The following is a 25,898-nucleotide window of genomic DNA, read 5'->3' as shown; positions in this document are numbered from 1 at the left end:
TTTTTTCGTCTGGAAAGCCCCTCTGGAGGCGGTTTATTGCTTTAAATAGCCCACATAGCGCAATATTCCACCATGGAACCGCAACCGCACAAGCTCGACCGCTTTGACCGCCACATCCTGGAGATCCTGCAGGAGGACGCGAGCCTGTCGAACCAGGCACTCGCCGAGCGCGTGGGGCTGAGCCCCTCGCCCTGCCTGCGGCGGGTTCGGGCACTCGAACAGGCCGGCATCCTGATCCGGCGCGTGGCCCTGCTCGACCGGCGTGCGCTGGGGCTGGAGCTGACCGCACTGATCCACATCGGCATGGACCGCCACACCCCGGAGCGCTTCGCCCGCTTCGAGGAGGCGATCGCCAGCTACCCCGAGGTGCAGCGCCTGTATCTGATTACCGGGCAATCCGCGGACTACATGCTGCAGGTCGTGGTCCCCGACATGGACGCCTATCAGGACTTCCTGCTACGAAGGGTCACCCGGCTGGAGGGAGTGGACTCGGTGCACTCGAGCTTCGTGCTGCGCCGGGTGGTGGACCGTACCTCGCTGCCGCTGGACTACATCCGCGACTAGGAAACACTGATCCGGAGCCCCCGGCGCTCTAGCGCCCGCCGAACTGGGGCAGCAGACGCGCCGGCAGCAGGTGGACCAGGATGAAGCCCAGCATCGCGGCGACGACGATCGTGGGTCCAGTCGGGGTGTCGTACTGGAACGAACCCCAGACGCCGGCGAGCACCGCGAGCATGCCGATCACCCCCGCCAGCAGCGCCATCTGCTCCGGCGTCGACGCGAAGCGCCGGGCGCTCGCGGCCGGGATGATCATCAACGCCGTGATCAGCAGTACGCCCACCACCTGCATCGCCGCCGCGATGACCAGCGCGATCAGCAGCATCAGCCCCAGACGCACGGCCAGCACCGGCACACCCTCGACCCGCGCCAGCTCCTCGTGCACGGTCAGCGCCAGCAGCGGCCGCCAGAGCAACACCAGCAGCAGCAGCGCAATGCCGCCCCCGATCGCGATCGCCACCAGGTCGCTCGTGCCGACCGCGAGGATGTCGCCAAACAGATAGGCCATCAGGTCCACCCGCAGGCCTTCAATAAAGGTGACCGCCACGATCCCCAGCGACAGCGCGCTGTGTGCGAGGATCCCCAGCAGGGTGTCGGAGGCCAGCTCCTGCCGGCGCTGGAGGATCACCAGCAGCACCGCGATGGCGACACAGACGATGGTCACCATCAGATTGAGGTTGGCCCCCAGCAGGAAGCCGAGCGCCACCCCCAGCAGCGCGGAATGCGAGATCGTGTCGCCGAAATAGGCCATGCGCCGCCAGACCACGAAGGCACCCAGCGGCCCGGCCACGGCCGCCACCATCAGCCCCGCCAATACCGCGCGGAACAGGAAGTCGTCCAGCCAGGCTTCGATCATCGTTTCGGCGTTCCCTGTCCGTGATGGTGGGCGTGACCGCAGCCGTGCGAACCGCCCGTGCCGTTGTCGTCCAGGTCATGCACCTCGCCGTGCAGGTCGTGGACATGGTTGTGGTCATGCGTGTAGATGCCGATCCCCTGGACATCGGCGGTGGGGAACAGGCGCTGGTATTCCGGGTGGCGCGACACCTCTTCCGGCCGGCCGGTACAGCAGACATGCTGGTTCAGGCAGATCACGGCATCCGCACCCGCCATCACCAGATGCAGGTCATGCGAGACCATCAGCACCCCGCAGCCCGTCTCGCGCCGGATGTCGTCGATCAGGCGAAACACCTCGCCCTGCCCGACGATATCCACGCCCTGCGCCGGCTCGTCCAGCACCAGCAGATTGGGCCGGTTGAGCAGCGCCCGCGCCAGCAGCACCCGCTGCATCTCGCCCCCGGACAGGGACTGCACCGGCTTGTCCAGCAGGTGCGGGACACCCACCCGCTCCAGGTGCGCCAGCAGCTCGGCTCGTGGCGCGCGCTGGCGCAGCGTCAGAAACCGACGCACCGACAGCGGCAGCACCGGTTCGATCTGCATGCGTTGCGGCATGTACCCGATGCGCAGCCCCCGCCGGCGCTTCACCTGCCCCCGCGTCGGCCGCCACAGGCCCAGCAGCACACGCAGCAGGGACGTCTTGCCCGCACCATTGGGGCCGATCACCACCGCGACCTCGGCCGGCGGGATCTGCACCGAGACCCGGTCGAGGATCAGCTTTCCCCCGCGCTCCAGGGAGATGTCACGGGCATCCAGCAACGGGCCTGGATCGCCTTCAGACGCGGGCATAGCGGCGGGGGTTACCTTGTTCATATGGATATACTATAACGTTCATCCAATCGGCTCCGTCACCCCAGGGGAAACACTGATGAAGTAACTCAGTGTTTCCCCTGGGGTCCTCTCTATCGCTCGCGCCATCGCCGCCCGATGGGTTTATTTTCCAGTGAGCTTTCCGGGTCTCCCGGCTCTTGTGATCCCCACCGCTGCCGTTGGGGGCAAGCCACACACCGTCGCGACCATTCTACCGATTCACAGCATCGTCACCGCCTTGTCCAGGCACGCCTTCGCGGGTCGAACGGCTGGCCCACGCACGCCGGCGGGGTTCGGGAGCCCCCTGCCCCCTCCCCGCGTTGACGCCGTCCGGTCCATTGACTATCTACAACAGTAAACACGGTTATCCGCCAACGAGGAAGCACACAGCACCCCGAGCCGCTGCAGTGCCAGAACCGTGCGCTCCAGCGGGACAGTACGGCCTGACCCGAGGGATACCAATGGTCGGACAGCTCCTGACGCAAACCTGCGCAATTGGCAGTTGCCAGGCGGCCCTTGGCATGCCCCCTGCCCACGGCCGATCCTGAATGCTTTGGCTCCTTGTGCTCCACATCATCGCCGTGCTGTTCTGGGCCGCAGGGCTGCTGTACCTGTCGCGCCTGCTGACGGGGACCGGAGCCAGGCACATGGAGTTAATTGAGCGGCCGAAGCAACACGACTCCCTGGGCCGCTTCGTTTTCACCCACATCGCAACACCGGCGGCCCTGCTGGCGATCGCCACGGGCACCGGGGTATTCCTTGTGCTCCGCGTCACGGAATTCTGGCTGGTGGCCAAGCTCAGCGTGGTCACGCCGCTGGTGCTGGCCCATGTGGCGACCGGGTTGCTGGTACTGCGCACCGAGCGCGCGGAGACCGGACCGATGTGGGGCGGCTACTGGTGGATCGCTGGGGTGCTTGCCCTGCTGATGGTCACCATCGTCTGGATCGTGCTGGCCAAACCCGCGGCCCCGGAGGCACTGCCATGGGCTCTCTAGGCAGGCGGCAGGCGCCCGGGTCAGTGCCGGGTTTGCCGCTCGGACGCCTCCCGTGTGACCACGCCCACCGCATTCTCGTACACCAGGCGCCCACCCAGATAGCCGGCGGCCGCGAGCAGGCCCGCGGTCAGCAGCGAGACGTAGATTCCCCAGGGCAGGATGTGGGCCTCCGGTTCGCCCAGGCGCAGCAACCAGTTGAACGAGGCAAGGGACAGCAGCATCACCGCAAGGATGGCATGACACCAGGCAATGACCATGTGGCGGATGCGCCGCACGGTGACCAGATCCACCAGACCGGCGAGTGCGGCCAGCCACCCCACGAACGCCCCCACCCCCGCGAGCCAGAGTCCCGCCCTGGCCCAGAACGCATCCCCCGTCAGGATCCAGCCTGCGTCGGCGCCCACCAGGCCGATGAGAGCCGCCACCGGAAAATGGACCAGGGCCGGGTGCAAAGGATGGCCATGGATCGCTGCCCTGCTGTGAATGGGTTCACTCGGCATACGCCTGTCTCCGCTCGGCAAGGGGACGGGTTCGGTAATGGAGCCGCGATGATGTCTCGAAGACTAGCAGTCGCGATGCTGCTCGGCACGCCCCTGGGACTCGCCGGCTGCAGCGGTCCGCTTTCGACCCTCGATCCGGCGGGGCCTTCCGCCGCCACCGCCGCGTTGCTTTGGTGGGGCATGTTTGCCGCGTTCTCGCTGGTTTGGCTGGCCGTGGTGGGCCTGTGGCTGTATGCGATGTTCCACCAGGCGGCGAGCGATGACCCGGCGCGGGCGCGGCGCATCGAGAAGCGATGGATCCTCGGCGGCGGGGTCGCCCTGCCGGTTGTCAGCATCACGGTGCTGCTCGCCTACGGCATCCCCGCGGGCCACTCGATGCTGCCACTGCCACTCAGCGAGGGCGAATCCCTGGAGATCCACGTGACCGCGCATCAATGGCACTGGGAGGTGGTGTATCCGGAATCCGGCATCGCGCTGGACGATGAGCTTCACATCCCCGCCGGAAAGCCCGTGGATGTGCACCTGCGCAGTGCCGATGTGATCCATTCCTTCTGGGTACCCCGGCTGGGCGGCAAACTGGACGCCGTGCCGGGTCGGACCAACGTGCAGCGACTCCAGGCCGACGAACCCGGCAGCTACCGGGGCCAGTGTGCCGAGTACTGCGGCGTCGGTCACGCACACATGAAATTCACTGTCACCGCGCACACGCCGGAGGATTTCGAAGCGTGGAAACGACAGGAAACCCAGGGCGATGACTGACCGGGACCCGGATTTCTCCGACCGCGTTACCCGCCTGGAACGGGTCTGGGCAAACCTGCCCGGGCTCGGCTCGCTGGCCGCCGTGAACCATACCACCGTCGGCCTGCGATTCATGGTGACGGGGGCGGCCTTCTTCCTCGTCGGCGGGTTGCTGGCGATGCTGATGCGCACCCAGCTGGCGCTGCCGGAACAGGACATCATCTCCCCGGAGATCTACGGCCAGCTCTTCACCATGCACGGCACGGTGATGATGTTCCTGTTCGCCATTCCCATCCTCGAGGGCCTGGGTCTGTACATGATCCCCAAGCTCATCGGAGCGCGCGATCTGGTGTTTCCGCGCATCAGCGCATTCGGGTACTACTGCTACCTTTTCGGCGGACTGATCATCCTCTCCAGCCTGTTTCTCGGCATCGCCCCCGATGCGGGCTGGTTCATGTACACGCCGCTGAGCGGCGAGGAGTTCTCTCCCGGACCGGGATCCGACTTCTGGCTGCTGGGCATCACCTTTGTCGAGATCTCCGCGATGGCTGCGGGGATCGAGCTTACGGTGTCGATACTGCGCGAGCGGGCGAACGGCATGTCCCTGAGCCGGATGCCGCTGTTTTGCTGGTACATCCTGGCGATGGCGCTGATGATCGTGTTCGGCTTTCCGCCGCTGATCCTGGCAAGCGTGCTACTGGAGGTGGAGCGGGCCGCCGGACTGCCGTTCTTCGACGTTGCCGGCGGCGGGGACCCGGTCCTGTGGCAGCACCTGTTCTGGCTGTTCGGCCACCCCGAGGTCTACATCATCTTCCTGCCGGCCGCGGGCATCGTGTCCACGCTGATCCCGGTCTTCGCACAGCGACCCATCGTCGGCTATCGGTGGATCGTGCTCTCGATCATCCTCACCGGGTTCATCAGCTTCGGCCTCTGGGTGCATCACATGTTCACGGTGGGCATCCCCCTGCTGGCCCAGGCGTTCTTCTCGGTGGCGAGCATGCTGGTCGCGGTGCCCACCGGCATCCAGATATTCGCCTGGCTGGCGACCCTGTGGACCGGCCGGGTGATCTTCAGTCTGCCCATGCTCTGGATCTTCGGTTTCCTCGTGGTGTTCGTGGGCGGAGGCCTCACCGGCGTGATGCTGGCGCTGGTCCCCTTCAACTGGCAGGTGCACGACACCCATTTCGTGGTGGCCCATCTGCATTACGTGCTGGTGGGCGGCATGCTCTTCCCGTTGATGGCGGGCCTGTACTACTGGCTGCCGCTTCTGACCGGAAGGATGCCATCGGAGTCGCTCGGGCGGCTCGGGTTCTGGCTGTTCTTCATCGGGTTCAATGCGACCTTCCTGCTGATGCACCTGACCGGCCTGCGGGGAATGCCGCGGCGCGTCTACAGCTATGAGGCCGGGCTGGGCTGGGACTGGCTGAACCTGCTCTCGTCGGTGGGTGGCTTCATCCTCGCCGCCGGCGTGGCGGTGATCATCATCGACGTGATCCTGCACCTGCGCTACGGCCGTCGTTCCCCGCGCAACCCCTGGCGGGCGGATACCCTGGAATGGGCGCTGGACAAACCGCCGCCCACCTACAATTTCGTCAGCCTGCCGACATTCAGGACCCGCCATCCGCTCTGGGAGCATCCGGAGTTGCCCGAGTCCATCGCGTCCGGCCAGCATGCCCTCGCAGGCGCCGAACATGACCGACGCGAGACCTATGGTTCGGACGCGGTAACGGGCAAGGTGCGGGAGGTGTTTCATCTACCCAGCAATTCCTGGCTTCCACTGCTGGCGGCTGTATCGCTGGCGGTGGTCTGTGTGGCCCTGCTGGTGCGCACCTATGACGTGGCACTGGTCGGCGTGGTGGCCGCGGCGGTCTTCCTGCTGCGCTGGGGCTGGGTCAACGGCGCTCACCCCGGCATGGCACCGCTCTCCGACGACGAACCGACCGACCCGCCGCTGCACTCGCGCACGACGGACGGCCCCGGTCTGTGGGGCATGGTCGTCACGCTGATGGCAAACGGCACGCTGTACCTTTGCCTGATATTCGGCTGGGTATATCTCTGGACCGTCGCCCCGGAGTGGGTGTTTCCGGAGGATCCTCGCCTGCCGTTGTCGGGGATGCTGGTCAGCGGCGGTCTGCTGGTGATCGCCGCGCTCCTGCAACACCGGGCGGCGAAGCGCCTGGCGGCCGGCAACGCCGCGGGCCTGCAGGCTCGGCTGTGGCAGGCGGCAGGACTGGGCGCCGCCCATTTCGCCGTACTCCTGTGGCTGACCCTCGAGGCGCCCCTGGAACCCACCGGCAATTCCCATGACGCCGTGCTGCTGATGCTGCTCATCTACCTGCTGTTCCACGGGGCCCTGGCGGCACTCCTCACCGCCATGCAGGCGCTGCGCGTGGCGCGCGGATACATCGGCGTGCGCCTGCCCTATGAACCCGTCGTCCTGCGTCCGCTATGGATCTACACCACCGGCATATTCTGGCTGGGCGTGGTGATATTCATACTGCTGCCGGCGGGCTGGGCGCCATGAGGCACCGGGCTGTACATCCCGCACACCTGGTTCTCGGGCTGGTCGTGTGGGCGGTCTGGTTCGTGGCGATGTACGGGGGGCTGTCCGTCGCCTGCGCCGTCGCGCCGCCACCGGTGGCGGACGGCGCGCTCACCTGGGTCAACGGCCTTCTCCTGCTGCTGACGGCATTCACCGCCGCCGCGCTCCTTTACGCAGCATGGCGATGCTGGCTTGCGTCAAGGGCCGAAGACGATGTTTCCGGTGTTGCCCGCTCCCGCTTCATCCCCGTTGTCTCCGCCACCGTCCATCTCTCGGCAGCGATGGCCGTGCTCGCGATTGGTGTCCCGGCGATCGTGCTGCCGCCATGTCCCTGAGCCGGGCCGCCATTGCATTGCTCGTCGGGATCACCCTGCTGGCCATGGCCGGGCCCGCGCTGGCGCACAGTCCGTTCACGGGCGACACGCAGGAGCGGCTGGCGGCATGGCTGACCGCCGCGCTGCTCGGTGTTTTCTGGTTGCTTTACGTAGTCGGGATGCGCCGCATCCCTCCGGAACGCTGGCGGAACGTACTGTTTCATTCCGTGGCGCTGCTGGGCGCACTGACGCTGCTGGGCCCGCTGGATGACTGGGCGAAGACGGGCACCGCACCGCACATGGCCCAGCACATGCTGCTGATGGTGGTCATCGCACCGCTGTGGGTGCTCAGCCGTCCCCTGCCGCAGCTGATTGCCGCCGCGCCGGGCCTGTACCACATCCTGTGGGGCCCGTTGTTGCGCATAGTGCGCTATCCCCTGGCCTGCGCCTGGGTGCACGCCGTTGCCATCTGGTTCTGGCACACGCCGCGCTTCTACATGATCGCGGTCGACGACCCATGGTGGCATGCGCTCGAACACGCCAGCTTCCTGCTCACCGCCGGGGTGTTCTGGTGGGCGGTCCTGCGCGGCGCGCCCCGTCACGCGCCCTGGGTCCTGCTGGCACTCCTGTTCACGCTGATGCACACCGGGTTCCTGGGGGCGGTGCTGGCCTTCGCCCGTGCTCCGCTGTACGGCGAGGCCCGCAGTCTGGTGGATCAGCAACTGGCCGGGCTGATCATGTGGGTGCCCGGTGCCATTCCTTACCTGCTGGCCACGGCATGGGTCGCCTACCTCTGGTACCGGCGCCTGGTCCGGCGTATGGCGTAGGGAAAGGCGGATGGATCGCCATCACACACGCAGACCGGGCAGAGTCACCGGGATCGATCGCCGCGGGTACCGAGAAAGCCAGGATAGCCTGATTCAGCGGGCTGCAACGCAACGTGAGCGCGCACCGATCAGGGGTACTCCCCGCTCGAACAGCAGATCCGCCCCTGATCCGACAGGCTGCTAGACTCAGAAAAACACCCGGGGTATTTCCACCGGATCGAGCGAACACCGGCATCCCGCCGCAGGGGAGGCAGCGCATGAAGCCAACCCGCCACAACCGGCCACCGCAGGCGGTGGACTCCGAAACGGGCTGCGAATCGCAGGTCTGGCGCGGCGGACGTCAAGCACGCCGTCACAAGGGGGGGCATCATGATGTCCGGGCCATACCATCCGCCTGCTCGGCGCCTGTCCCGGCACTACGCTCCCAACGCTTCCCGGCATGCGGGTGGCGTGCCGCGCCACTCCCGAACCACCAGCCAGCGCGGCCCGGATCCGCTTCCCGATGAACGGCATGCCCATGCTGATCTTCGTGGTCTGTGTCGCAACTGGCGTGGTGGTGTTTTCCGTGATGCTCCATTCCGTCCTCTGGCACCACCGAACGGCCGGCGCCAACGCCGCCAGGTTCCACAGCAACGCTGCCGTCGAAATCGTCTGGACGCTGATCCCGATCGCAATCGTGGTGGCTATGGCGATGCCTGCTATGCGCGTGCTGCTTGCACCGGAAGAGCGCCCCGCCACGCCGGTCGGGGTCACCGGTGATCCCTTGTACGGACATGCCGAACAGTCCGACCAGGCAGCGCGCGTCGTCGGCGATGCGGCGATTCCGCAGCAACGGGTCCGCGAGCTCGAGGACCAGGAGGAGCATTTCCCGCTCGCAGTGGATACCTCGAGGGCAACCCCCAATGGTCAGCCCAAACCCATTCGGCGGACGGCCAGCGAACCGATCCGCCGCGGGTGGCTGCCCGATCGTGCGGTCAAACGCGCCGGGGCGTCCGTGCCGGGGTTGGTCTGCGAACGCGACGCCCGGCGGGACAGTGCCGACGAAGCCAGCGTGCCAGGGCCGGTTGATTCCGCCGGGGTGGACAACATTCGCCTCGATGACAAGGGATGGTGCTGATGAGTGAGGCGCGTTGCGAGGCTCTCCAGCCTGTGGGATACCGGCACGAGATTGCGCGTCTGCTGGTCCCTCTCCCCCAGAAGCACAGTCACATGCTGTCGCAGGTACGCAGCCGACCCTGCAACAGGTGCATCGCGTGACCATGGACACACCAAGGCTGTTCTTCGTCGGCGTACGGTTCGCGTTCGTGCTCACGCTGGTGGTGATCGTGCTGGGTGTTTATGTTCGCCTGTCGGATGCCGGCCTGGGGTGCCCAGACTGGCCCGGCTGCTACGGCCGCTTGCTCGCGCCGACCCAGCCGGAGGTGGTCGAACAAGCGAATCTCGCCTTCCCCGAACGGCCTGTCGATGTTGCCAAGGCATGGAAGGAAATGGTGCATCGCTATGCGGCAGGGCTTCTCGGTCTCGTGGTCCTGGCCCTGGCGATACTCGCCTGGCGGACGCGACATCGGCCCGGGCAGCCGGTGGCCGGCCCGATCCTGCTCCTGGCATTGATCGTGTTCCAGTCGCTGTTGGGCATGTGGACCGTAACCCTGCAACTGAAGCCGGTCGTGGTCATGGCTCACCTCTTCGGCGGATTCGCCACCCTGCTCCTGTTATGGCACCTGATCCTGGTGACGCGGGACCTCCGTCGCCACCCGGCGACACCGGAGCCCCGATGGGCCGCGCCCCAAGCGCGGACCACGCGCCGGCCACGGCGTCGCTGGCTGCCCCATGTCGCCGCCCTGGCCACCCTGGTCCTGGTGGCGCAGATCGCACTGGGGGGCTGGACCAGCGCCAATTACGCCGCGCTCGCCTGCCCGGACCTGCCGCAGTGCCAGGGACAATGGTGGCCGCAAGCGGACTTTCGCGAAGCCTTCGTGCTGTGGAGGGGGACGGACACGGACTACGAATTCGGCGTACTGGAGGCACCGGCCCGGACCGCCATTCACATGGCGCACCGGATCGGTGCTGTGACCACCGTGGCGCTGCTCGGAGGACTGACCGTGTTCCTTCTCTGGCGTGGTGACCGCCGTACCCGCGTCCTGGCCGGTGTGGCCCTGGTCTTGCTGCTGGCCCAGGCGGGACTCGGCATATCCAATGTGCTGTACCAGGTGCCATTGCCGGTTGCCGTCGCCCACAACGCGATGGCGGCGCTGCTACTGCTCGCCATGTTCACCTTGTGGCGCGAGCTGAAACGGACCGAGTCCATGGCCGGCGCCAGCGTGCCGACACCGGACCTGCCGCCTTCCGGCCGGGAATCCCGCATGGAGGTGCCGGCTGCCGGCTCGGCACCTCCACTACACAAACAAAACAGGGGGTGGACGAGATGAGCCTCAAGGCGCTCGGCGTGACCGCACAGCACGGACTGGGCGGCCACTGGCGGGATTACCTCGCTCTGTGCAAGCCAAAGGTCGTCGCCGTGATGATGTTTACGGCCTGGGTCGGCATGCTGCTCGCGGCACCGGGCTCCTTGCCCTGGGAAGCGTTGCTGTTCGGCACCCTCGGGATCAGCCTGATGGCCGGCTCGGCCGCCGCCCTGAACCACATGCTGGACCGTCATGCCGATGCCCTGATGCAGCGCACCCGACGGCGCCCGCTGCCGTCCGGAAAACTGGACATGGGGCATAGCCTGGTGTTCACGGGTGTGCTCGGCATTTCCGGCTTTGTGATCCTGCTGTTGCTGGTGAACCCGCTCACCGCGCTGCTGACCCTGCTCTCTCTGGTCGGTTATGCAGTGGTCTACACCGTCTTTCTGAAGCGTGCGACGCCCCAGAACATCGTGATCGGCGGTGCGGCCGGGGCCATGCCCCCCTTGCTCGGCTGGACTGCCGTCACCGGCCAGATCGAGCCAATGGCCCTGGTCCTGTTTCTGATCGTGTTCACCTGGACACCACCGCACTTCTGGGCACTGGCGATCTACCGAAAGGACGAATACGCCCGCGTCGGCACCCCCATGCTGCCGGTCACGCACGGGGAAGACTTCACCCGACTGCAGATCCTGCTGTACACCGCCCTGCTGCTTGCGGTGACCCTGCTGCCTTTCGGCATGGGGATCAGCGGCTGGCTGTATCTTCTGGCCGCCCTCGGCCTCGGGGGTACCTTTCTGTACCACGCCGTGATGCTCCTGCGCACGCGTAGCCGCCAGCGCGCCATCCGCACCTTTCTGTACTCCATCGTCTATCTGCTGGGCCTGTTCGGGGCCCTGCTCGTGGATCGCTACCTGGGTCTCTGGTTCGCCGCCCTGGCCTGAGCAAGCCCCAGCAATCAGGGTTTCCGTGGCCGCAATCCTCCCTTCCTGCCAGTCGCTCTCTCGAGCATCTGCAGCAGACCTTGACCGCCTTCAGACACGCGCATGGCGGCGGGGCTTCCCTTCTCCATACTGATATACTATAACGTTCTCTAATTCCGATCCGACACCCTGGAGACCCTGCCATGCACTCGCGCCCGCGCCATCCGTTCGGGATTCCACTGCTGGTCAGCCTGCTGGCCATCCTGGGCCTCGCTCTCCCGGGCCTGGCCGCCGCGGACAAGCCGCGCATCGTCGCGACCATTCTACCGATTCACAGCATTGTCGCCGCCCTGGGCGAGGACGCCTTCGAGGTGGAATTGCTGGTGCCCGCGAGCGCATCTCCGCACGGCTATTCCATGCGCCCGTCCGAGGCCCGCCGCCTGCAGAACGCGGACATGGTGGTCTGGGTCGGGCCGGAGCTGGAGACCTTCCTGGAACGCCCGCTCCGCCGTGCCGGCGACCGCGAAATCATCAGTCTGATGGACGACCTCGACCTGGACCTGAGACCCACGCGCGAAGGGGGGGTCTGGGAGCATCACCATGACCACGGGAACGATGGTCACGGTCATGGCGACCATGACCACGATCACAACGGCCATGGCCATGGCCACGACGACCACGGGCATTCGGAAGACCATCATGGCCATCACGACGAGGCCCATGGACACGAGCACGATCACCATCATGGCGACTACGATGCCCACATCTGGCTCTCGCCGGCGATTGTGCGCGCGATCACCGAGCAGCTCGCCGAACGGCTGACGCAGTGGGACCCGGAACGCGCCGAGACCGTGGAGGCCAACCGCGACGCCCTGCTCGAACGCATCGACGATCTGGACGGGCGCCTGGCCCGCCAGCTGGAGCCGGTACGCGACCAGGCCTTCATCGTGTTCCACGATGCCTACCAGTATTTCGAGCAGCACTACGGCCTGAACGCCGCCGGCTCGATCAGCATCGATCCCTCGCGCAGCCCGGGCCCACGGCGCATCAGCGAGCTGCGCGAACGCGTCGCGGATGGCGACGTGGTCTGCCTGTTCACCGAGCCGCAGTTCCGGCCGGCCCTGGCCGAGACCGTGGCCGAAGGCACCGATACACGGCTGGGCGTGCTGGATCCGGTCGGTGCCGAGCTGGAGGCTGGCCCGGAGGCCTGGTTCGAGCTGATGCAGAACATGGCGGACGGGTTTGCCGACTGCCTGGGCCAGGAATAAGCCGTCGGGCGACCCAAAGCGGTGCGTTTCGCTGCGCTCAACGCACCCTACGCGGTTGGTTCAAGGCCGGGGTTCATGCAGTCGCTTCGGGCAAGGCGGCCACCGCCACGCGATTGCGGCCCTCGCCCTTGGCTCGATAAAGCGCCTCGTCGACTCGCCGCAGCAATTCGCTACGGGGCTCGCCCGGGCAAAAGGCCGCCACGCCCAGGCTGATCGTGACCCGGCCGGCCTCCGGGAAGTCATGCTCCGCCACCCGCAGCCGCATCGTCTCGGCGAGCGTTGCCGCATCCGCCGCCTCCGTCCCCGGCAGCAGGACCATGAACTCCTCTCCGCCCCAGCGGCCGAGTACGTCGGCATCACGCAGACGCCCCGCGATCACATGTGTGACCTCCTGCAGCACGACATCCCCCACCGCGTGGCCGAAGGTGTCGTTGACCCGCTTGAAGTGATCGAGATCGAACATCACCAGGGCAAAGCGCGAGCCATAACGTTCCGCGCGCGCGAGCTCCCGGTTGAGCAGCGTCTCGAAATGGTGGCGGTTGGCCACACCGGTCAGGCGATCGTAATAGGCCTGACGCTTCAGCTCGGCATTGGCGCGCTGCAGTTCCAGCTCCGCCTGCTTGAGTTCGGTGATATCCACGGCAGTCCCCGCCACTCGGCTCACGCGGCCATCCTTGTCGGGCACCTGGTAGCGATGCACATGGAGCCAGCGCTCGGTGCCGTCCGCACGACGCAGGCGGAAGATATCCTCGATGTGGGCACCCTCCAGTGGGCGATCCAGGAAGCGGAGCTCCACACGTTCGCGGTCTTCAGGATGCACGGCCTCCAGTATTGAATGCGGATCACGGTAGAGGAGGTCGCGGCTCTGCCCCCAGATCCGTTCAAAGGCCGGATTCACGTACAGGATCCCGCTTTCGTCCTGGAGCCAGAACACCTCGTTCACGCTGCCCGCCAACTGGCGAAAGCGTGCCTCGCTCTCGCGCAGCGCTTCCTCCATCGCCTTGCGTTGCGACAGGTCGCGCAGGATGGTCGACACCTGCAGGATCTCGCCCCGGTCGTCGCGGCGCACGATGATCACCTGAGACACCGGGACCTCGCGTCCCTGACCGTCCAGCATGGCCGTCTCGCCCTCCCAGGCACCCTCTCGCATCGCAATCGGGGTGGCCTCGTTCAGGATGCGATCGGCCGCCCACGGGGGATGGAACCGCCGCACGGCAGTCTCGATGGACCGGGCCTCGGACGGGAACCCCCAGGTATTCCAGCCGTCTGCAGCGGTCCACGGCTCGCCCTTCATAGGAGGCAGACCCAACAGGCGGCGGCCGGCAGCGTTCAGGAACTGCATGTCACCGGCAGGCCCGTGCATGGCGACCACGTCGGGCGTATGTTCCAGGATCCCGACCAGACGGCGCTGGTTATCCTCCAGGGCGCGCCGTTCGGTCACGTCCTGCACGGTCCCCACCAGACACTGTTCCACCTTTCCCTGACCCGTCTCGCGTGCCCCCCGGACATGCACGATCCGTTCCACCCCATCCGGCCGCACGATACGAAAATGAAGATCGCAGTCACCCGTCTCCAGGGCGGATTGCAGCTTGGCCCGAACCGCAGAGCGGTCCTCAGCGTGGACCACGCTGAAAAAGCGCTCACTGGTGACCTCGCCCTGACTGAGAGCCAATCCCATTATCCGATAGAACTCGTCCGAGCCACGTGCGCGATCCGTGCGCACATCCCAGTACCAGCTCCCGACATGGGCGATCCGCTGGGCCTCGGCCAGTTCACGGCCCCGCTCGCGCAGGGCCTCTTCCATCTCCACCTGCTCGCTGATGTCGATCATCATGCCGTACCAGGCGATACCGCCATCCGGGCGTGTCTCGGGCGTCGCACGACCCTCGACCCAGATCGTCCCGCGCAGCGGGTGGCGGACTCGGAAACGAACCCGCCAGGGCTCCATGGACCGCGCTGACTCCTCGATGCTCGCCTGGATGCGAGGCAGGTCCTCCGGGTAGACCCGTGCAAAGGCCGCATCCGCGCTGTCCTGAACCAGCCCCGGGCTGAGCCCGAACACGCGCCGCACCCCATCACTGACGAACGGAAACGCGTGCCGCCCATCGGGATACAGATGGTACTGGTAGATCGCCCCGGGCAAATGGGCGGTGGCCTTGGTCAGCTGAATCTCCCTTTCCATCCGGGCGGTCTGGTCCTGGAACGACACCACCACACCATCGACCCGACCGGCCGCATCAAACGTCGGCGCTGCAAAGACGCTCACCGGAAAATGGGAGCCATCGGTCCGCACAAAATAGTCGTCCCAGGGTTCATCCGACTGACCCGTCTCCAGGACCCGGAGGATCGGGCAGGCTTCTTTGGGATAGGGCTCCCCGCCCACCAACGAGTGATGGTTGGTCGAATGCGCATCGCGCCCGAGTGCCTCGGCCTCGTTCTTGAACCCCAGCAGACGGCAGGCCGCCGGGTTAAGAAAGGTGTAGCGGCCGTAACGATCCAGGCCAAATACGCCTTCCGCCAGGCTGGCCAGCAGGCGAGTCTGAAAGGCCTCGGCCGCGCGCACCTCGGTGACGTCCTCGATCACGCCATCGAACACGGGCTCGCCGTCCTCGTCCTGAGTACGATAGGCGGTCACGCGCGCCCGAAAGGCCCGACCGCGCAGCGTCTGCAGGTCGAGTTCACGACCGACCACGCGGCCGTGCATCTCCAGATCGCGACTGAATGCCTCGCGCGCGGCCGGGTCACGATACAGTGCCTGCACCGGGGTTGCGCACAGCTGCACCTCGGACTCGGCTTCAAAGAGCGCCACCATGGCCGGATTGAGCCAGACAAAGCGGCCTTCCGGCCCGGCCGTGTTGCGGTAAACGCCCACCGGCAGACGCCGGAACACGGCCCCGTAGAATTCCAGCTCGCGCTCGTAGCGCCGGGCCTCGGAGACATCGTGAATAATCGAGTAGAGGTAGGTGGTGCCGTCCAGCACCACCGGGCCCGAGTACACCTCGACCTCGCGGATCTCGCCCCCCTTGATGCGGTGGCGGAACCGGAAGTACCGGCGCTCCTCGCTCTTGGCACGCTGCATCTCGACCCGCACGTCTTCGGCCGACAGCGTGTTCATATCCTGGATATGCATGGCCTTGAGGGTGTCGGCCGTGTATCCGTAGAAGCTCACCGCGGCGGGGTTGGCATCGACAATCCGGCCATCCGCCGGATCGATCAGCAGCTTGGGTGCGGTATTGGCGGTAAAGGTCTGCTCGTAGACCTGCGCGGCGGAATCGCCCCCGGGCATGCGCTGAACGGTCACAACGCGCCCGTCGTCATCCGGCACCAGCGTCAACGTACAGGAGAGCGAGGCCCCTTCGGGCGCAGCCGGCGCGCGCATGTCCACGCTCAGGGGCACCTCGGCTGTGGCCGAACGCTGCAAGGCGTCCGCCAGCGATGGCCGCTGCCCGGGCGCGACGCAGTCGGTGAGGGCAATGCCCCGCAGGTCATCCGGCGAGCAGTCGAGCCATTCCGCCAGGCGGCCATTGACGGTGCGGATGGAACCCGCGGCATCCAGCTGGACCAGACCGACCGCAATGTGCTCGAGTTGGATGGGCTCGGCGTTTTCGGTGCTCGCCATTCAGCTTACCCTGCTCCGGGCCTGGGGCCCGATGGAATCCTTATGTACTCAGTCGCACGACCCGGTTGCGCCCGCCCTCCTTGGCAGCATACATGGCCTCGTCGGCGCGCTTCACCCAGTCCTTGACGGGTTCGCCGGGCCGGTACTCCGCCACCCCCAGACTGATCGTGACAAGGCCCACACAGGGGAAGGTCGTGGTAGTGACCTGCTCGCGCAGCTGTTCGGCCACATGCTGACCACGCTCCGCGTCCGTTCCGGGCAGCAGGACCACAAATTCCTCGCCGCCCCAGCGCCCCAGTATGTCCGCCTCGCGCAGACGCCCCTTCAGGGCTTGAACCAGGCAGCGCAGGACTTCATCGCCCACTTCATGGCCGAAGGTATCATTGATGCGCTTGAAATGGTCAATATCGAGCAGCAGTAGCGAACAGGGGTGCTCGTAGCGCTGCGCGCGCCGCGCCTCCTGCTCCAGCAGGCTCTCGAAATAACCGCGGTTGGCGGCATCGGTCAGCGTGTCGTAGAAGGCCTGATGCTCCAGGGCGGCCTCGAGTTCCTTCTGCCGCGTGATGTCGTGGAACATCGCGATGTAGTACTCGATCTCGCCCTGATCGTCGCGGATCGCGGTAACGATCTCGTGCAGCGGGAAGATCTCGCCATTCTTCCGGCGGTTCCAGATCTCGCCCTGCCAGTGCCCTGTCTCGCGCACCGTGCGGAACATCTGTTCGTAGAAGTCGCGATCCTGACGCCCGGAATTCAGGATGCGCGGGTTCGCCCCCACGGCCTCCTCCTCGGTGTATCCCGTGAGCTGCGTAAACGTCGCGTTCACGCGCTGGATGGTGCCTTCAACGTCCGAGATGAAGATGGCCTGGCTGGTCTCGAAGGTCGCCGCGAGCAGGCGCTGTTCCTGCTCCAGGTGGTGCTGTTCGGTAATGTCCTGCACCGTGCCCACCATGCGCTCGGGCGCGCCCGAGGAGCCGAACTCCACGGAAGCACGCTCGCGCACCACGCGCTCGGTCCCATCCGGTCGCACGATGCGGTGGATCACATCGAACTGCTCGAGCCCGGCCAGCGCGCGGTCCACGGCTGCCTGGACACGATCACGATCCTCCGGGTGGACCGCCTGCATGAACGCCCCGTGCGTGCCCTCCCAGCGGCATCGTTCCATCCCGAAGATACGATGGACCTCGTCGGACCAGCGAATCTCCTGTTTCCGGAAATCCCTGACCCAATTGCCGACATGCGCGATGCGTTGTGCCAGGGCCAGTTCCTGCTCACTTCGGTGCAGGGCATGCTCGGCGCGCACCCGCTGCGTGATGTCCAGGATCACGCCGTGCCAGAGCACACTGCCATCGTCCAGGGCCTCCGGACTTGAGTGGCCCTCCAGCCAGATCTCGCCACGTTCGGGACTCAGCACGCGATAGCGCTGCAGCCAGGGCTCCAGCGATCGCATCGACGCCTCGATGCTTGCCCGGATACGCTCCACGTCCTCCGGATGGATCACCCGAAACACTGCCTCGGCATCGCGCATCGCCTCCTCGGGTGTGATGCCGAATATATCGCTCATCCCCTCGCTGGCGTACGGGAAGCAGCCGCGCCCGTCGGGGTGCTGGCGGTACTGGTAGATCGCGCCGGGCAGGTTGCGGGCAATCTTTTCCAGGTGGCGTTCGGTCGCGACCCGTGCGCCGACGTCCTGAAAGGCACCCACCAGTTCGGTCACCGCACCGGTGTTGTCACGGATAGCGGTGACCTGGTCCTCCAGCCACTGCCAGCGGCCGTTGGGCATCCGCTGGCGGTAATTCAGTCGGCAGGATCCATGGGCCCCGTCGGCGATCCAGCGCCGAACCTGACTGACACACCGGCGATAGTCCTCCGAGGCGATATGGGTTGCCAGCCAGTCTGGATTCGAACTGATCTGCTCCGGGGTCCAGCCGGTCACCGAGACGGCATTGCGGCTGAGCCAGGTCATCGTACCCAGATTGTCCGGATCCATGGTGTAGATGACTGCCGGGCTGGCACGCAGCAGGCTGTCCATCCGCTGCTCGGCCTGCTTGCGCGCATCGATATCGGCAACGGCCGCCAGCAGCACCTCCGGGCCGTCATTCGTCGCGGGGATACGGCTGATGCTGATCTCGACCCAGCGGGCAAGGCCCGTGGCCTCCACCAGGCGAACCTCTACCCGGCAGTTGGGGCAACTCCCGTCGAGCAGCTCGCGCCGCCGTGCCTCGCAGGGTTCGACATCCTCCGGGAGCAGGCGCTCGCGCAGCCATCCTCCGACCAGATCCCCGGGGTCGCAGGCCAGCATATCGCCCAGGCGCGGGTTCGCGCGCAGGATGCGCCCTTCCGTGTCCATTTCGACCAGCCCCACCGGGGCGTGCTCGAACAGCGCAGCGTACCCGTGGGCCGCACAGATCTGTGTCATTCCCTAGTCCTTGCCCGAAAAAAGGTCTGCCTGACCTCTTTTATCTCCCCTGCCGGGAGAACCCACGGACGTAATAATGGATCCCGATAATCGGTCTAAACCCTACCACAGAAATCGGGTTTTTTCGTAACGGCTGCCCATTTCGAGAAACGCAGGGCGCAAAAAAACGCCCCCGGAAAACCGGGGGCGCTGACGGAAAAGCGGATTCCCGCGCGCGGCCAACTAACCGCTGGTACCCGTGCGCGGCGCGGGTTCGCCCTCGTCGTCCCTGGGCTCCTGGTACACCACGTCCAGGGCCTTGGCCGCGGCCACCTCGTTGAAGCGGCGGTTCGGCAGGTTGTGCGGGGAGGCCTTGATGGTGTCGATGTCGCGTCCGGCCTCTTCCAGGATCGCGGCCATCGCCTCGACGAACCCGTCCAGGGTCTCCTTCGACTCGGTTTCGGTCGGCTCGACCAGCAGGCACTCCGGCACCAGCAGCGGGAAGTAGGTCGTCGGTGCGTGGTACCCGTGGTCCAGCAGGCGCTTGGCGACATCGCCCGCGGTCAGCCCCAGCTCCTTCGCCTGCTTCTTGAGCGTGACGATGAACTCGTGGGTCGCGCGGCGCTCGGGATAGGCCAGGTCAAAGCCGGCGCTTTCCAGCTCCCGCGCCAGGTAGTTGGCGTTCAGCGTGGCGAATTCGGACACGCGCTGCATGCCCTCGCGGCCCAGCATGCGCATGTAGACATAGGCGCGCAGCAGCACGCCGGCGTTGCCGGCAAACGCGGACAGGCGGCCGATGGTCTCCGGGTAGTCGGTCTCGGTGGCAAAGCGGTAGCCACCCTCGCCGTTCTCGATCACATGCGGCACCGGCATGTACGGCAGCAGACGCTCGCCGACGCCCACCGCACCGGAACCCGGACCACCCCCGCCGTGCGGCGTGGAGAAGGTCTTGTGCAGGTTCATGTGGATCACGTCGAAACCCATGTCGCCCGGGCGCACCTTGCCGAGGATCGCGTTCAGGTTGGCGCCGTCGTAGTACAGCAGGCCACCGGCGTCGTGCACGATCTTCGCGATCTCGGAGATGCGGCGCTCGAACACGCCCACGGTGGACGGATTGGTCAGCATGATCCCGGCGGTCTGCGGACCCACGGCCTCCTGCAGCGCCTCGAGGTTCACGTCACCACTCTCGTCGGTGGGGATCTCGCGCACCTCGTAGCCGCACATGATCGCGGTCGCCGGATTGGTGCCATGCGCGGCGTCCGGGACGATGATCTCGCGCCGCTCGGCATCACCGCGCGCATCGTGATAGGCGCGGATCATCGCCACGCCGGTGAACTCGCCCTGCGCGCCGGCCATCGGCGCCAGCGACACGGCCTTCATGCCGGTCACGTCCTTCAGCATCTCCTGCAGCTCGAACATGGTGTGCAGGAAGCCCTGGCTGTGGCTGGCCGGGGCATGCGGGTGCCGGTTCAGGAAGCCGGGCAGCATGGCCAGGCTGTTACAGGCGCGCGGGTTGTACTTCATCGTGCACGAGCCCAGCGGGTAGAACTCGGTGTCGATGGAGAAGTTCTTCTGCGACAACCGCGTGTAGTGACGCACCACATCGAGCTCCGAGGCCGCAGGCAGCCCGGGGGCCGATTTGCGCCGCAGGTTCGCGGGGATCGCGGTCGTGGCATGCGCGCGCGGCGCCTGGGCCACGGCCGAGCGACCGGCACGCGAACGTTCGAAGATCAGATGGTTTTCCATGGTGCTCATAGCGGTTTCTCGCTTAAGGAATTCGTGGAAGGCGGCGGGGCCCGGGTCGAACAGGCCCCGCCGTCTGTAGCTCCTGACTTATTGCGTCGGGCTCAGATCGGCCCGGTCGTCCAGGGCCTTGAAGATGGCGTCGTAGTCCGGCTCGTCGCCGATCTCGGAGACCAGCTCCGCGTGCATCACCAGATTGTCGGTGTCCAGCAGCGCGACGCCGCGGGCGGTGATGCCCTCCAGCGGGCCGTCCTGAATCAGCACGCCGTAGTCCTTGGCGAAGTTGCGATCGCGCATCATCGACAGCACGGTCACGCGCTCGAGGTTCTCGGCGGCGCAGAAGCGGCCCATCGCGAACGGCAGGTCGGCGGAGACCACCAGGATCTCCAGATCCGGGCGCTGCTTGACGAGGTCCTCGAACTTCTTGGTGGACTCGGCGCAGACCGGGGTGTCCAGACTGGGCACGATATAGATCAGCTTGCGCTTGTCGCCAAAGTTGGCGAGCGAGACGTCCTCGAGGTCCTTGGTCGTCAGCTTGAAATCCGGGGCCGGCGAGCCGACGTGTGGCAGGTCGCCGTTGGTGTGGATCGGATTGCCCTTCAGTTTGACTTCGGCCATGGCGTGCCTCCTCAGGCTTGTGGTGTATGGCGCGTCGCGTGCGACCCGCGTCAGGCAGCCTTCGCCTGCTCGCAGGTCGTCACATACTGCTCCAGATCGGCATCCGTCTTGGTCTCGGTCGCGCAGGCCAGCACGCAGCCGTCGAGCTGGGCATAGTCGCGGCTCAGCTCGTAGCCGGCCAGCACGCCGGCATCGGCCATCGCCTGTACGCGGCTCGCGGCGTCCCCGCCGAAGTCCAGCGCGACCTCGTGGAAGTACTCGCCGGTAAAGCGCGGCTTGATGCCCTTGGCCGCCAGCTTCTCCACCAGCGCGTGGGTATTGGCGTAGCAGGCCTCGGCGACCCGGGTCAGGCCTTCGTCACCCAGCATCGACATGTGGATGGTCGCGGCGGTGACCACCAGACCCTGGTTGGTGCAGATGTTCGAGGTCGCCTTGGAGCGGCGGATGTGCTGCTCGCGCGCCTGCAGCGTCAGCACGTAGCCCGGCTTGCCGTCGGCATCCTCGGCGCGGCCGACGATGCGCCCCGGCATCTGCCGGATGTGCTTCTTGCGCGTGGTCATGAAGCCGAAATACGGCCCGCCGGAGGACAGCGGCGCACCCAGCGGCTGGCCCTCGCCCACCACGATATCGACACCGTTGCTGCCCCACTCGCCCGGCGGCTTCAGCAGGGCCAGCGAGACCGGGTTGACCACCGCGATGACCGGGATCTCGCGCTGCTCGGCCCAGTCGGTGAGTGCGTCGACATCTTCCAGGATCCCGAAGAAGTTCGGCTGGCTGATGATCATCGCGGTGACGTCGTCGTCCGCGAACGGCGCCAGCGCCTCGACCGGCGTCTGGCCGGAGGTCTCGTCGAACGGGACCTCGACCAGCTCGATGCCCTGGTTGCCGATCAGGGTGTGGATCACGCGGCGATAGTCCGGATGCAGCGCGCCCGGCACCAGCACCTTCTTGCTCTTGGATCGGCGGTTCACGCGTACGGCCATCAGTACGGCCTCGGCTAGTGCGGAGGCGCCGTCGTACAGCGAGGCGTTGGAGGCCTCCATGCCGGTCAGGCGGCTGATCATCGTCTGGTACTCGTAGATCAGCTGCAGCGTGCCCTGGCTGGCCTCCGCCTGGTACGGCGTGTAGGCACTGTAGAACTCGCCACGCGTTGCGATCTGCCACACGGCCGCCGGGATATGGTGCTCGTAGGCCCCAGCGCCGATGAAATTGGACGCCATGCCGTCCCGCGCCGCACGCTCCTGCATCAGGCGCGCGATCGCCATCTCGTTCAGGCCCTCGGGGACCTTTTCGAGCGCCGGCGCGCGCAGTTCTTTCGGGATCTCGTCGAACAGATCCTCGATGGAATCGGCGCCGATGCGGTCGAGCATCGCGCGGATGTCTTCTTCGGTATGCGGGATAAAGGGCATGTCGTACTCGCTTTCGCTACTGCGAAGTTCGGATCGGGCCCCGGGCCGGATGCCCGGGGCGCCTTCTCGTTCCTGCCGGGCCGGCTCCGTCAGGAACCGCCCCGTGGGGAACGTCGGATCAGGACTCGGCCTCGACGTGCGCCGCGTAGGCGTCGGCGTCCATCAGGGCATCGAGCTGGCTCGCATCGGAGGGCTTCATCTTGAACAGCCAGCCCTCGTCAAACGGCGACTCGTTGACCTTCTCGGGACTGTCGGCCAGCTCTTCATTGGCCTCGGTTACCTCGCCGGACAGCGGGGCATATACATCCGAGGCGGCCTTGACCGACTCGACCGTCGCGCAGGCGGAACCGGCCTCGACCGAGGCGCCCGCCTCCGGGGCCTCCACGAACACCAGATCGCCCAGCAGTTCCTGCGCGTGATCGGTGATACCGATGGTCACGCTGCCGTCGGCCTCCTGGCGCACCCACTCGTGGCTCTTGGTGTACTTCAGGTCCTTCGGTGCTTCGCTCATGACGTCTTCCTTTTTCGTTTGGATCCCGCCTGCGCAGTTTAGTCTGTGGCAAGCGGCATGAGGCAATAAAATCGCTAGAGATTCAGTTCGATCTGCGGTTCGCCGTTGCGCACGAATACGGGCTTGACCACCCGGACCGGGAGCATGCGGCCGCGGATATCCGCCTGCAGCTCCTCGGCGTCCACCGCGGCCGGGATGCGCGCGAACGCGATCGATACACCGAGGCTCGGGGAGAAGCTGCCGGAGGTGACCACGCCGTCGCCGGCCGGGGTCTCGATCCGGGTGCCGCCACGCAGCACGCCGCGACCCTCCAGCACCAACCCGACCATGCGTTCCTTCACGCCCTCGGCCTTCCACTGCTCGATGGCCTTGCGGCCGATGAAGTCACGCTCGGCGTCCTTCAGGGCGATGGTCCAGCCGAGATTCGCGGTCAGCGGATTGGTCTGGTCGTCCATGTCCGTGCCGTAGAGGTTCATGCCCGCCTCCAGGCGCAGCGTGTCACGCGCGCCCAGGCCGATCGGATTGACGCCGACGTCCTTCAGCTTTTCCCAGAAGCCGTCGGCCTCCGCCTGCGGCAGCATCACCTCGAAGCCGTCCTCGCCGGTGTAGCCGGTGCGGGCGACAAACCAGGCGTCGTTCCAGACGGCGGAGAACGGCTTGAGATCGCCGGCCGCCGAGCGCAGGTCTTCGGGCAGCAGCGGCAGCGTCTTCTCCACCGCTTGCGGGCCCTGGATCGCGATCAGCGCGAACTCCGGGCGCGGCTCGACATTCGCGTCGAAGTCCTTCGCCACCTGCTGCATGTGGGCGATGTCGCCCTCGGCGGTCGCGGCATTGACCACGGCGCGGTAGCTGTCGCCACCGGTCCAATAGATGATCAGGTCGTCGATCACGCCGCCGGCCTCGTTCAGCATGCAGCTGTACAGGGCGCGGCCCTCGGTCTTCAGCTTGGCGACATCGTTGGCCAGCAGGTAGCGCAGGAAGGCCTGCGCCTGCGGGCCGTGGATATCGACGACCTGCATGTGCGAGACATCGAACATGCCGGCCCCGGCGCGCACCATCTTGTGCTCCTCCATCTGGGAGCCGTAGTGCAGCGGCATCTCCCAGCCGGCGAAGTCGACCAGCTTGGCCCCGGCGCGCTGGTGCGCGGCGTGAAGCGGCGTTTTCTTCAGACTCATCTTTTGTCGCCTTGCATCCGTGTTCGTGAGACGGGCCGCCTCCCGGCCCGACGCGGCCCCTGCCATACACGCGGCGCGTACGCGGGGCATAAAAAAAGGGCGGCCAGCAGGGTCTACCTGCCAGCCGCCCCTCTGTCCTGAAACCTGAGAGTTTGCGCCGTGCCAGCGATCACTCGCTGCAGGGCCGCCCCCTTCGGTGGGCCGTCGCCGGCCGCTCTCCAGAGTGTGTCTTTCTGCACCGTTCCGGTCCGGTAGCCTGAGCGATTCCGGGCGGATGTTGCGCCTTCGGCGTCTGCCAATCGACTCGCGATCGCAGAACTCTTCCAGAACGGTGTGCGGGCACTGTCGGGCACCCGCAGACGAAACTAATTGTACACCCAAATATCGCCTTCGCGAAAGCCCGGACGGGTGGCGGCGACTTTTCGTTGCAAGGCGGCCGCCCCGCCCGTGCCCCTCGATCGCACGCCTGTCGCACCCGTCTTTGCGAGGAGCCCGAGGCGGCGTGGAAGAAAGCGCTTCGTCGCTGAGCCCCTTGCAATGACGGTGCTCAATTCCAGCCCAGTACTAGAGCGCCAGATCGATTGCCAGGAGCGCGACGAAGCCGACCAGCACGCCGACGGTTGCCTGGGCCTCGTGACCCTTGCGGTGTGACTCGGGGATGATCTCGTGGCTGATCACGAACAGCATCGCCCCCGCGGCGAAGGCCAGGCCCCAGGGCAGCAGGAACTCCATCAGTGTCACCGCACCGGCTCCGACCAGCCCGCCGATCGGCTGCACCAGCCCGGTCAGCAGCGTCACGCCGAACGCGGCCCACTTGCTGTAGCCCAGCGACAGCAGCGCAATCGCCACGACCAGCCCCTCCGGCATGTTCTGCAGACCGATCGCGATCGCGAGGGTGATGCCGTCGCTCACATCGTCGCCACCGAAGCCTACGCCGACGGCCAGCCCCTCCGGCAGGTTGTGCAGGGCAATCGCAAAGATGAACAGCCAGACGCGACGGATCTTGGCCGGATCGGCTCCACTTTGGGGGCCGATGTGAAAGTGCTCGTGCGGGACCAGCTTGTGCAGCGCCAGCAGCGCCCCACCACCCAGGGCCATGCCCACCGACAGCACCAGGATCGCCATGCCGACCCCGCCGTACTGGGCCTCGGCATGCTCCACCGACGGCAGCACCAGCTCGAAGGCGGTGGCCGCGAGCATCACCCCGGCCCCGAAGCCCATCATCGCGTCCTCGACCGACTGGCTGATCCGGCGCAGGAAAAAGATCGGAATCGCGCCCACGGCGGTCATCAGCCCGGCAATAAAGCTCGCCAGCAGGCCGATCTGCAGGGTGCTGAGCTCGGCCGCCCGGTCCTCCAGCGTGGGCCACAGCAGGCTGACCAGCCAGATGAACGCCGCCAGCGCAATCAGCGAGCCGACCAGAAACAGCCGGGGCACCGGGCGCTGCCCGGTGTCCTGCTGCATCTCCTCCGATTCTGTCTCGTTCATCCCGCTCCCTGAGGTTTTTTCCGGCCACTTCCATTCGGAAACCGCTTTGTGCCGACGGTTCCCACAAGCATTCCGTGACATTGATCGCTACCGTCGGTCCGTCCGCGCTACCGTCGAGTGCCGGCAAACGGTAGAGTCGCCGCATCGGCCTTCCGCCCCATCCTCA

21 protein-coding genes and 2 riboswitches are annotated in these 25,898 nt (G+C 66.4%); of the genes, 10 read left to right on the top strand and 11 right to left on the bottom strand.

What is annotated here, in order from left to right; genetic code table 11:
* Positions 1 to 72: 72 nt before the first annotated feature.
* The gene (locus tag C995_RS0104740) at positions 73 to 564 is read left to right on the top strand and encodes an Lrp/AsnC family transcriptional regulator (RefSeq protein ID WP_018863848.1); all 492 of its coding nucleotides are present in this window, start codon (positions 73 to 75) and stop codon (positions 562 to 564) included.
* 28 nt (positions 565 to 592) lie between these two features.
* On the opposite strand, the gene znuB is transcribed toward C995_RS0104740, so the two are convergent.
* Complete coding sequence (gene znuB / locus C995_RS0104735; RefSeq protein WP_018863847.1) at positions 593 to 1,414, bottom strand: zinc ABC transporter permease subunit ZnuB; 822 nt, start codon at positions 1,412 to 1,414, stop codon at positions 593 to 595.
* Positions 1,411 to 2,241 carry a zinc ABC transporter ATP-binding protein ZnuC gene (znuC, locus tag C995_RS0104730; protein ID WP_026278949.1) on the bottom strand — a complete coding sequence of 277 codons (831 nt, stop codon included), beginning with the start codon at positions 2,239 to 2,241 and terminating at the stop codon, positions 1,411 to 1,413. The genes znuB and znuC overlap by 4 nt, the downstream gene beginning before the upstream one ends.
* A gap of 569 nt (positions 2,242 to 2,810) precedes the next feature.
* Between znuC and C995_RS0104725 the strand changes: the two genes are divergently transcribed.
* Positions 2,811 to 3,257 carry a CopD family protein gene (locus tag C995_RS0104725; protein WP_018863845.1) on the top strand — a complete coding sequence of 149 codons (447 nt, stop codon included), beginning with the start codon at positions 2,811 to 2,813 and terminating at the stop codon, positions 3,255 to 3,257.
* A 20-nt stretch (positions 3,258 to 3,277) separates the two neighbouring features.
* On the opposite strand, the gene C995_RS0104720 is transcribed toward C995_RS0104725, so the two are convergent.
* The gene (locus C995_RS0104720) at positions 3,278 to 3,757 is read right to left on the bottom strand and encodes a DUF2231 domain-containing protein (protein WP_018863844.1); all 480 of its coding nucleotides are present in this window, start codon (positions 3,755 to 3,757) and stop codon (positions 3,278 to 3,280) included.
* Between the two features lie 75 nt (positions 3,758 to 3,832).
* On the opposite strand from C995_RS0104720, the gene coxB reads away from it, so the two are divergent.
* The 8 genes from coxB (at position 3,833) to znuA (ending at position 12,774) form a co-directional block, all read left to right on the top strand.
* Complete coding sequence (gene coxB, locus C995_RS0104715; RefSeq protein ID WP_018863843.1) at positions 3,833 to 4,516, top strand: cytochrome c oxidase subunit II; 684 nt, start codon at positions 3,833 to 3,835, stop codon at positions 4,514 to 4,516.
* Complete coding sequence (gene ctaD, locus C995_RS0104710) at positions 4,509 to 7,019, top strand: cytochrome c oxidase subunit I (RefSeq protein ID WP_018863842.1); 2,511 nt, start codon at positions 4,509 to 4,511, stop codon at positions 7,017 to 7,019. Before coxB ends, ctaD begins: the two co-directional genes overlap by 8 nt.
* A 44-nt stretch (positions 7,020 to 7,063) precedes the next feature.
* Positions 7,064 to 7,372: a hypothetical protein gene (locus tag C995_RS0104705; protein WP_231362400.1), complete on the top strand. Its 309-nt coding sequence runs from the start codon at positions 7,064 to 7,066 to the stop codon at positions 7,370 to 7,372.
* Positions 7,363 to 8,178, top strand: a complete 816-nt coding sequence (locus tag C995_RS0104700; protein WP_018863840.1) for a cytochrome c oxidase assembly protein — start codon at positions 7,363 to 7,365, stop codon at positions 8,176 to 8,178. Before C995_RS0104705 ends, C995_RS0104700 begins: the two co-directional genes overlap by 10 nt.
* Positions 8,179 to 8,680: 502 nt before the next feature.
* Positions 8,681 to 9,295, top strand: coding sequence for a cytochrome c oxidase subunit II transmembrane domain-containing protein (locus tag C995_RS0104695; RefSeq protein ID WP_018863839.1), 615 nt, complete (start codon positions 8,681 to 8,683; stop codon positions 9,293 to 9,295).
* 142 nt (positions 9,296 to 9,437) lie between these two features.
* Positions 9,438 to 10,607, top strand: coding sequence for a heme A synthase (locus tag C995_RS0104690; RefSeq protein WP_018863838.1), 1,170 nt, complete (start codon positions 9,438 to 9,440; stop codon positions 10,605 to 10,607).
* Entirely contained in the window at positions 10,604 to 11,527 is a 924-nt protein-coding gene (gene cyoE, locus C995_RS0104685) for a heme o synthase (protein WP_018863837.1), read from the top strand. The genes C995_RS0104690 and cyoE overlap by 4 nt, the downstream gene beginning before the upstream one ends.
* 182 nt (positions 11,528 to 11,709) lie before the next feature.
* Complete coding sequence (gene znuA / locus C995_RS0104680) at positions 11,710 to 12,774, top strand: zinc ABC transporter substrate-binding protein ZnuA (protein WP_018863836.1); 1,065 nt, start codon at positions 11,710 to 11,712, stop codon at positions 12,772 to 12,774.
* Between the two features lie 73 nt (positions 12,775 to 12,847).
* On the opposite strand, the gene C995_RS0104675 is transcribed toward znuA, so the two are convergent.
* From C995_RS0104675 to C995_RS0104640, 8 genes are all read right to left on the bottom strand, one after another.
* Positions 12,848 to 16,393 (bottom strand): PAS domain S-box protein, encoded by a 3,546-nt coding sequence (locus C995_RS0104675; RefSeq protein ID WP_018863835.1) that lies wholly within the window; start codon positions 16,391 to 16,393, stop codon positions 12,848 to 12,850.
* Between the two features lie 40 nt (positions 16,394 to 16,433).
* Positions 16,434 to 18,809 carry a PAS domain S-box protein gene (locus C995_RS0104670; RefSeq protein ID WP_018863834.1) on the bottom strand — a complete coding sequence of 792 codons (2,376 nt, stop codon included), beginning with the start codon at positions 18,807 to 18,809 and terminating at the stop codon, positions 16,434 to 16,436.
* A 222-nt stretch (positions 18,810 to 19,031) separates the two neighbouring features.
* A complete protein-coding gene (gene gcvPB / locus C995_RS0104665; RefSeq protein ID WP_018863833.1) occupies positions 19,032 to 20,543 on the bottom strand; it encodes an aminomethyl-transferring glycine dehydrogenase subunit GcvPB in 1,512 nt (503 codons plus the stop codon).
* A 78-nt stretch (positions 20,544 to 20,621) separates the two neighbouring features.
* Positions 20,622 to 21,149, bottom strand: coding sequence for a thiol peroxidase (gene tpx, locus C995_RS0104660; RefSeq protein WP_018863832.1), 528 nt, complete (start codon positions 21,147 to 21,149; stop codon positions 20,622 to 20,624).
* 50 nt (positions 21,150 to 21,199) lie between these two features.
* Positions 21,200 to 22,558 (bottom strand): aminomethyl-transferring glycine dehydrogenase subunit GcvPA, encoded by a 1,359-nt coding sequence (gcvPA, locus tag C995_RS0104655; RefSeq protein WP_018863831.1) that lies wholly within the window; start codon positions 22,556 to 22,558, stop codon positions 21,200 to 21,202.
* A gap of 118 nt (positions 22,559 to 22,676) precedes the next feature.
* Positions 22,677 to 23,069 (bottom strand): glycine cleavage system protein GcvH, encoded by a 393-nt coding sequence (gene gcvH / locus C995_RS0104650; protein WP_018137941.1) that lies wholly within the window; start codon positions 23,067 to 23,069, stop codon positions 22,677 to 22,679.
* Positions 23,070 to 23,143: 74 nt separating this feature from the next.
* The gene (gcvT, locus tag C995_RS0104645; RefSeq protein ID WP_018863830.1) at positions 23,144 to 24,244 is read right to left on the bottom strand and encodes a glycine cleavage system aminomethyltransferase GcvT; all 1,101 of its coding nucleotides are present in this window, start codon (positions 24,242 to 24,244) and stop codon (positions 23,144 to 23,146) included.
* Between the two features lie 122 nt (positions 24,245 to 24,366).
* A riboswitch (glycine riboswitch) is annotated at positions 24,367 to 24,476 on the bottom strand.
* A 2-nt stretch (positions 24,477 to 24,478) separates the two neighbouring features.
* Positions 24,479 to 24,580: riboswitch (glycine riboswitch) on the bottom strand.
* Positions 24,581 to 24,808: 228 nt separating this feature from the next.
* Positions 24,809 to 25,732, bottom strand: coding sequence for a ZIP family metal transporter (locus C995_RS0104640; RefSeq protein ID WP_018863829.1), 924 nt, complete (start codon positions 25,730 to 25,732; stop codon positions 24,809 to 24,811).
* Between the last annotated feature and the right edge of the window lie 166 nt (positions 25,733 to 25,898).

This window comes from Thioalkalivibrio sp. ARh3 (genome assembly GCF_000377265.1).
Lineage (GTDB): Bacteria > Pseudomonadota > Gammaproteobacteria > Ectothiorhodospirales > Ectothiorhodospiraceae > Thioalkalivibrio > Thioalkalivibrio thiocyanoxidans.
This window is presented reverse-complemented; position numbering and strand designations above follow the sequence as displayed.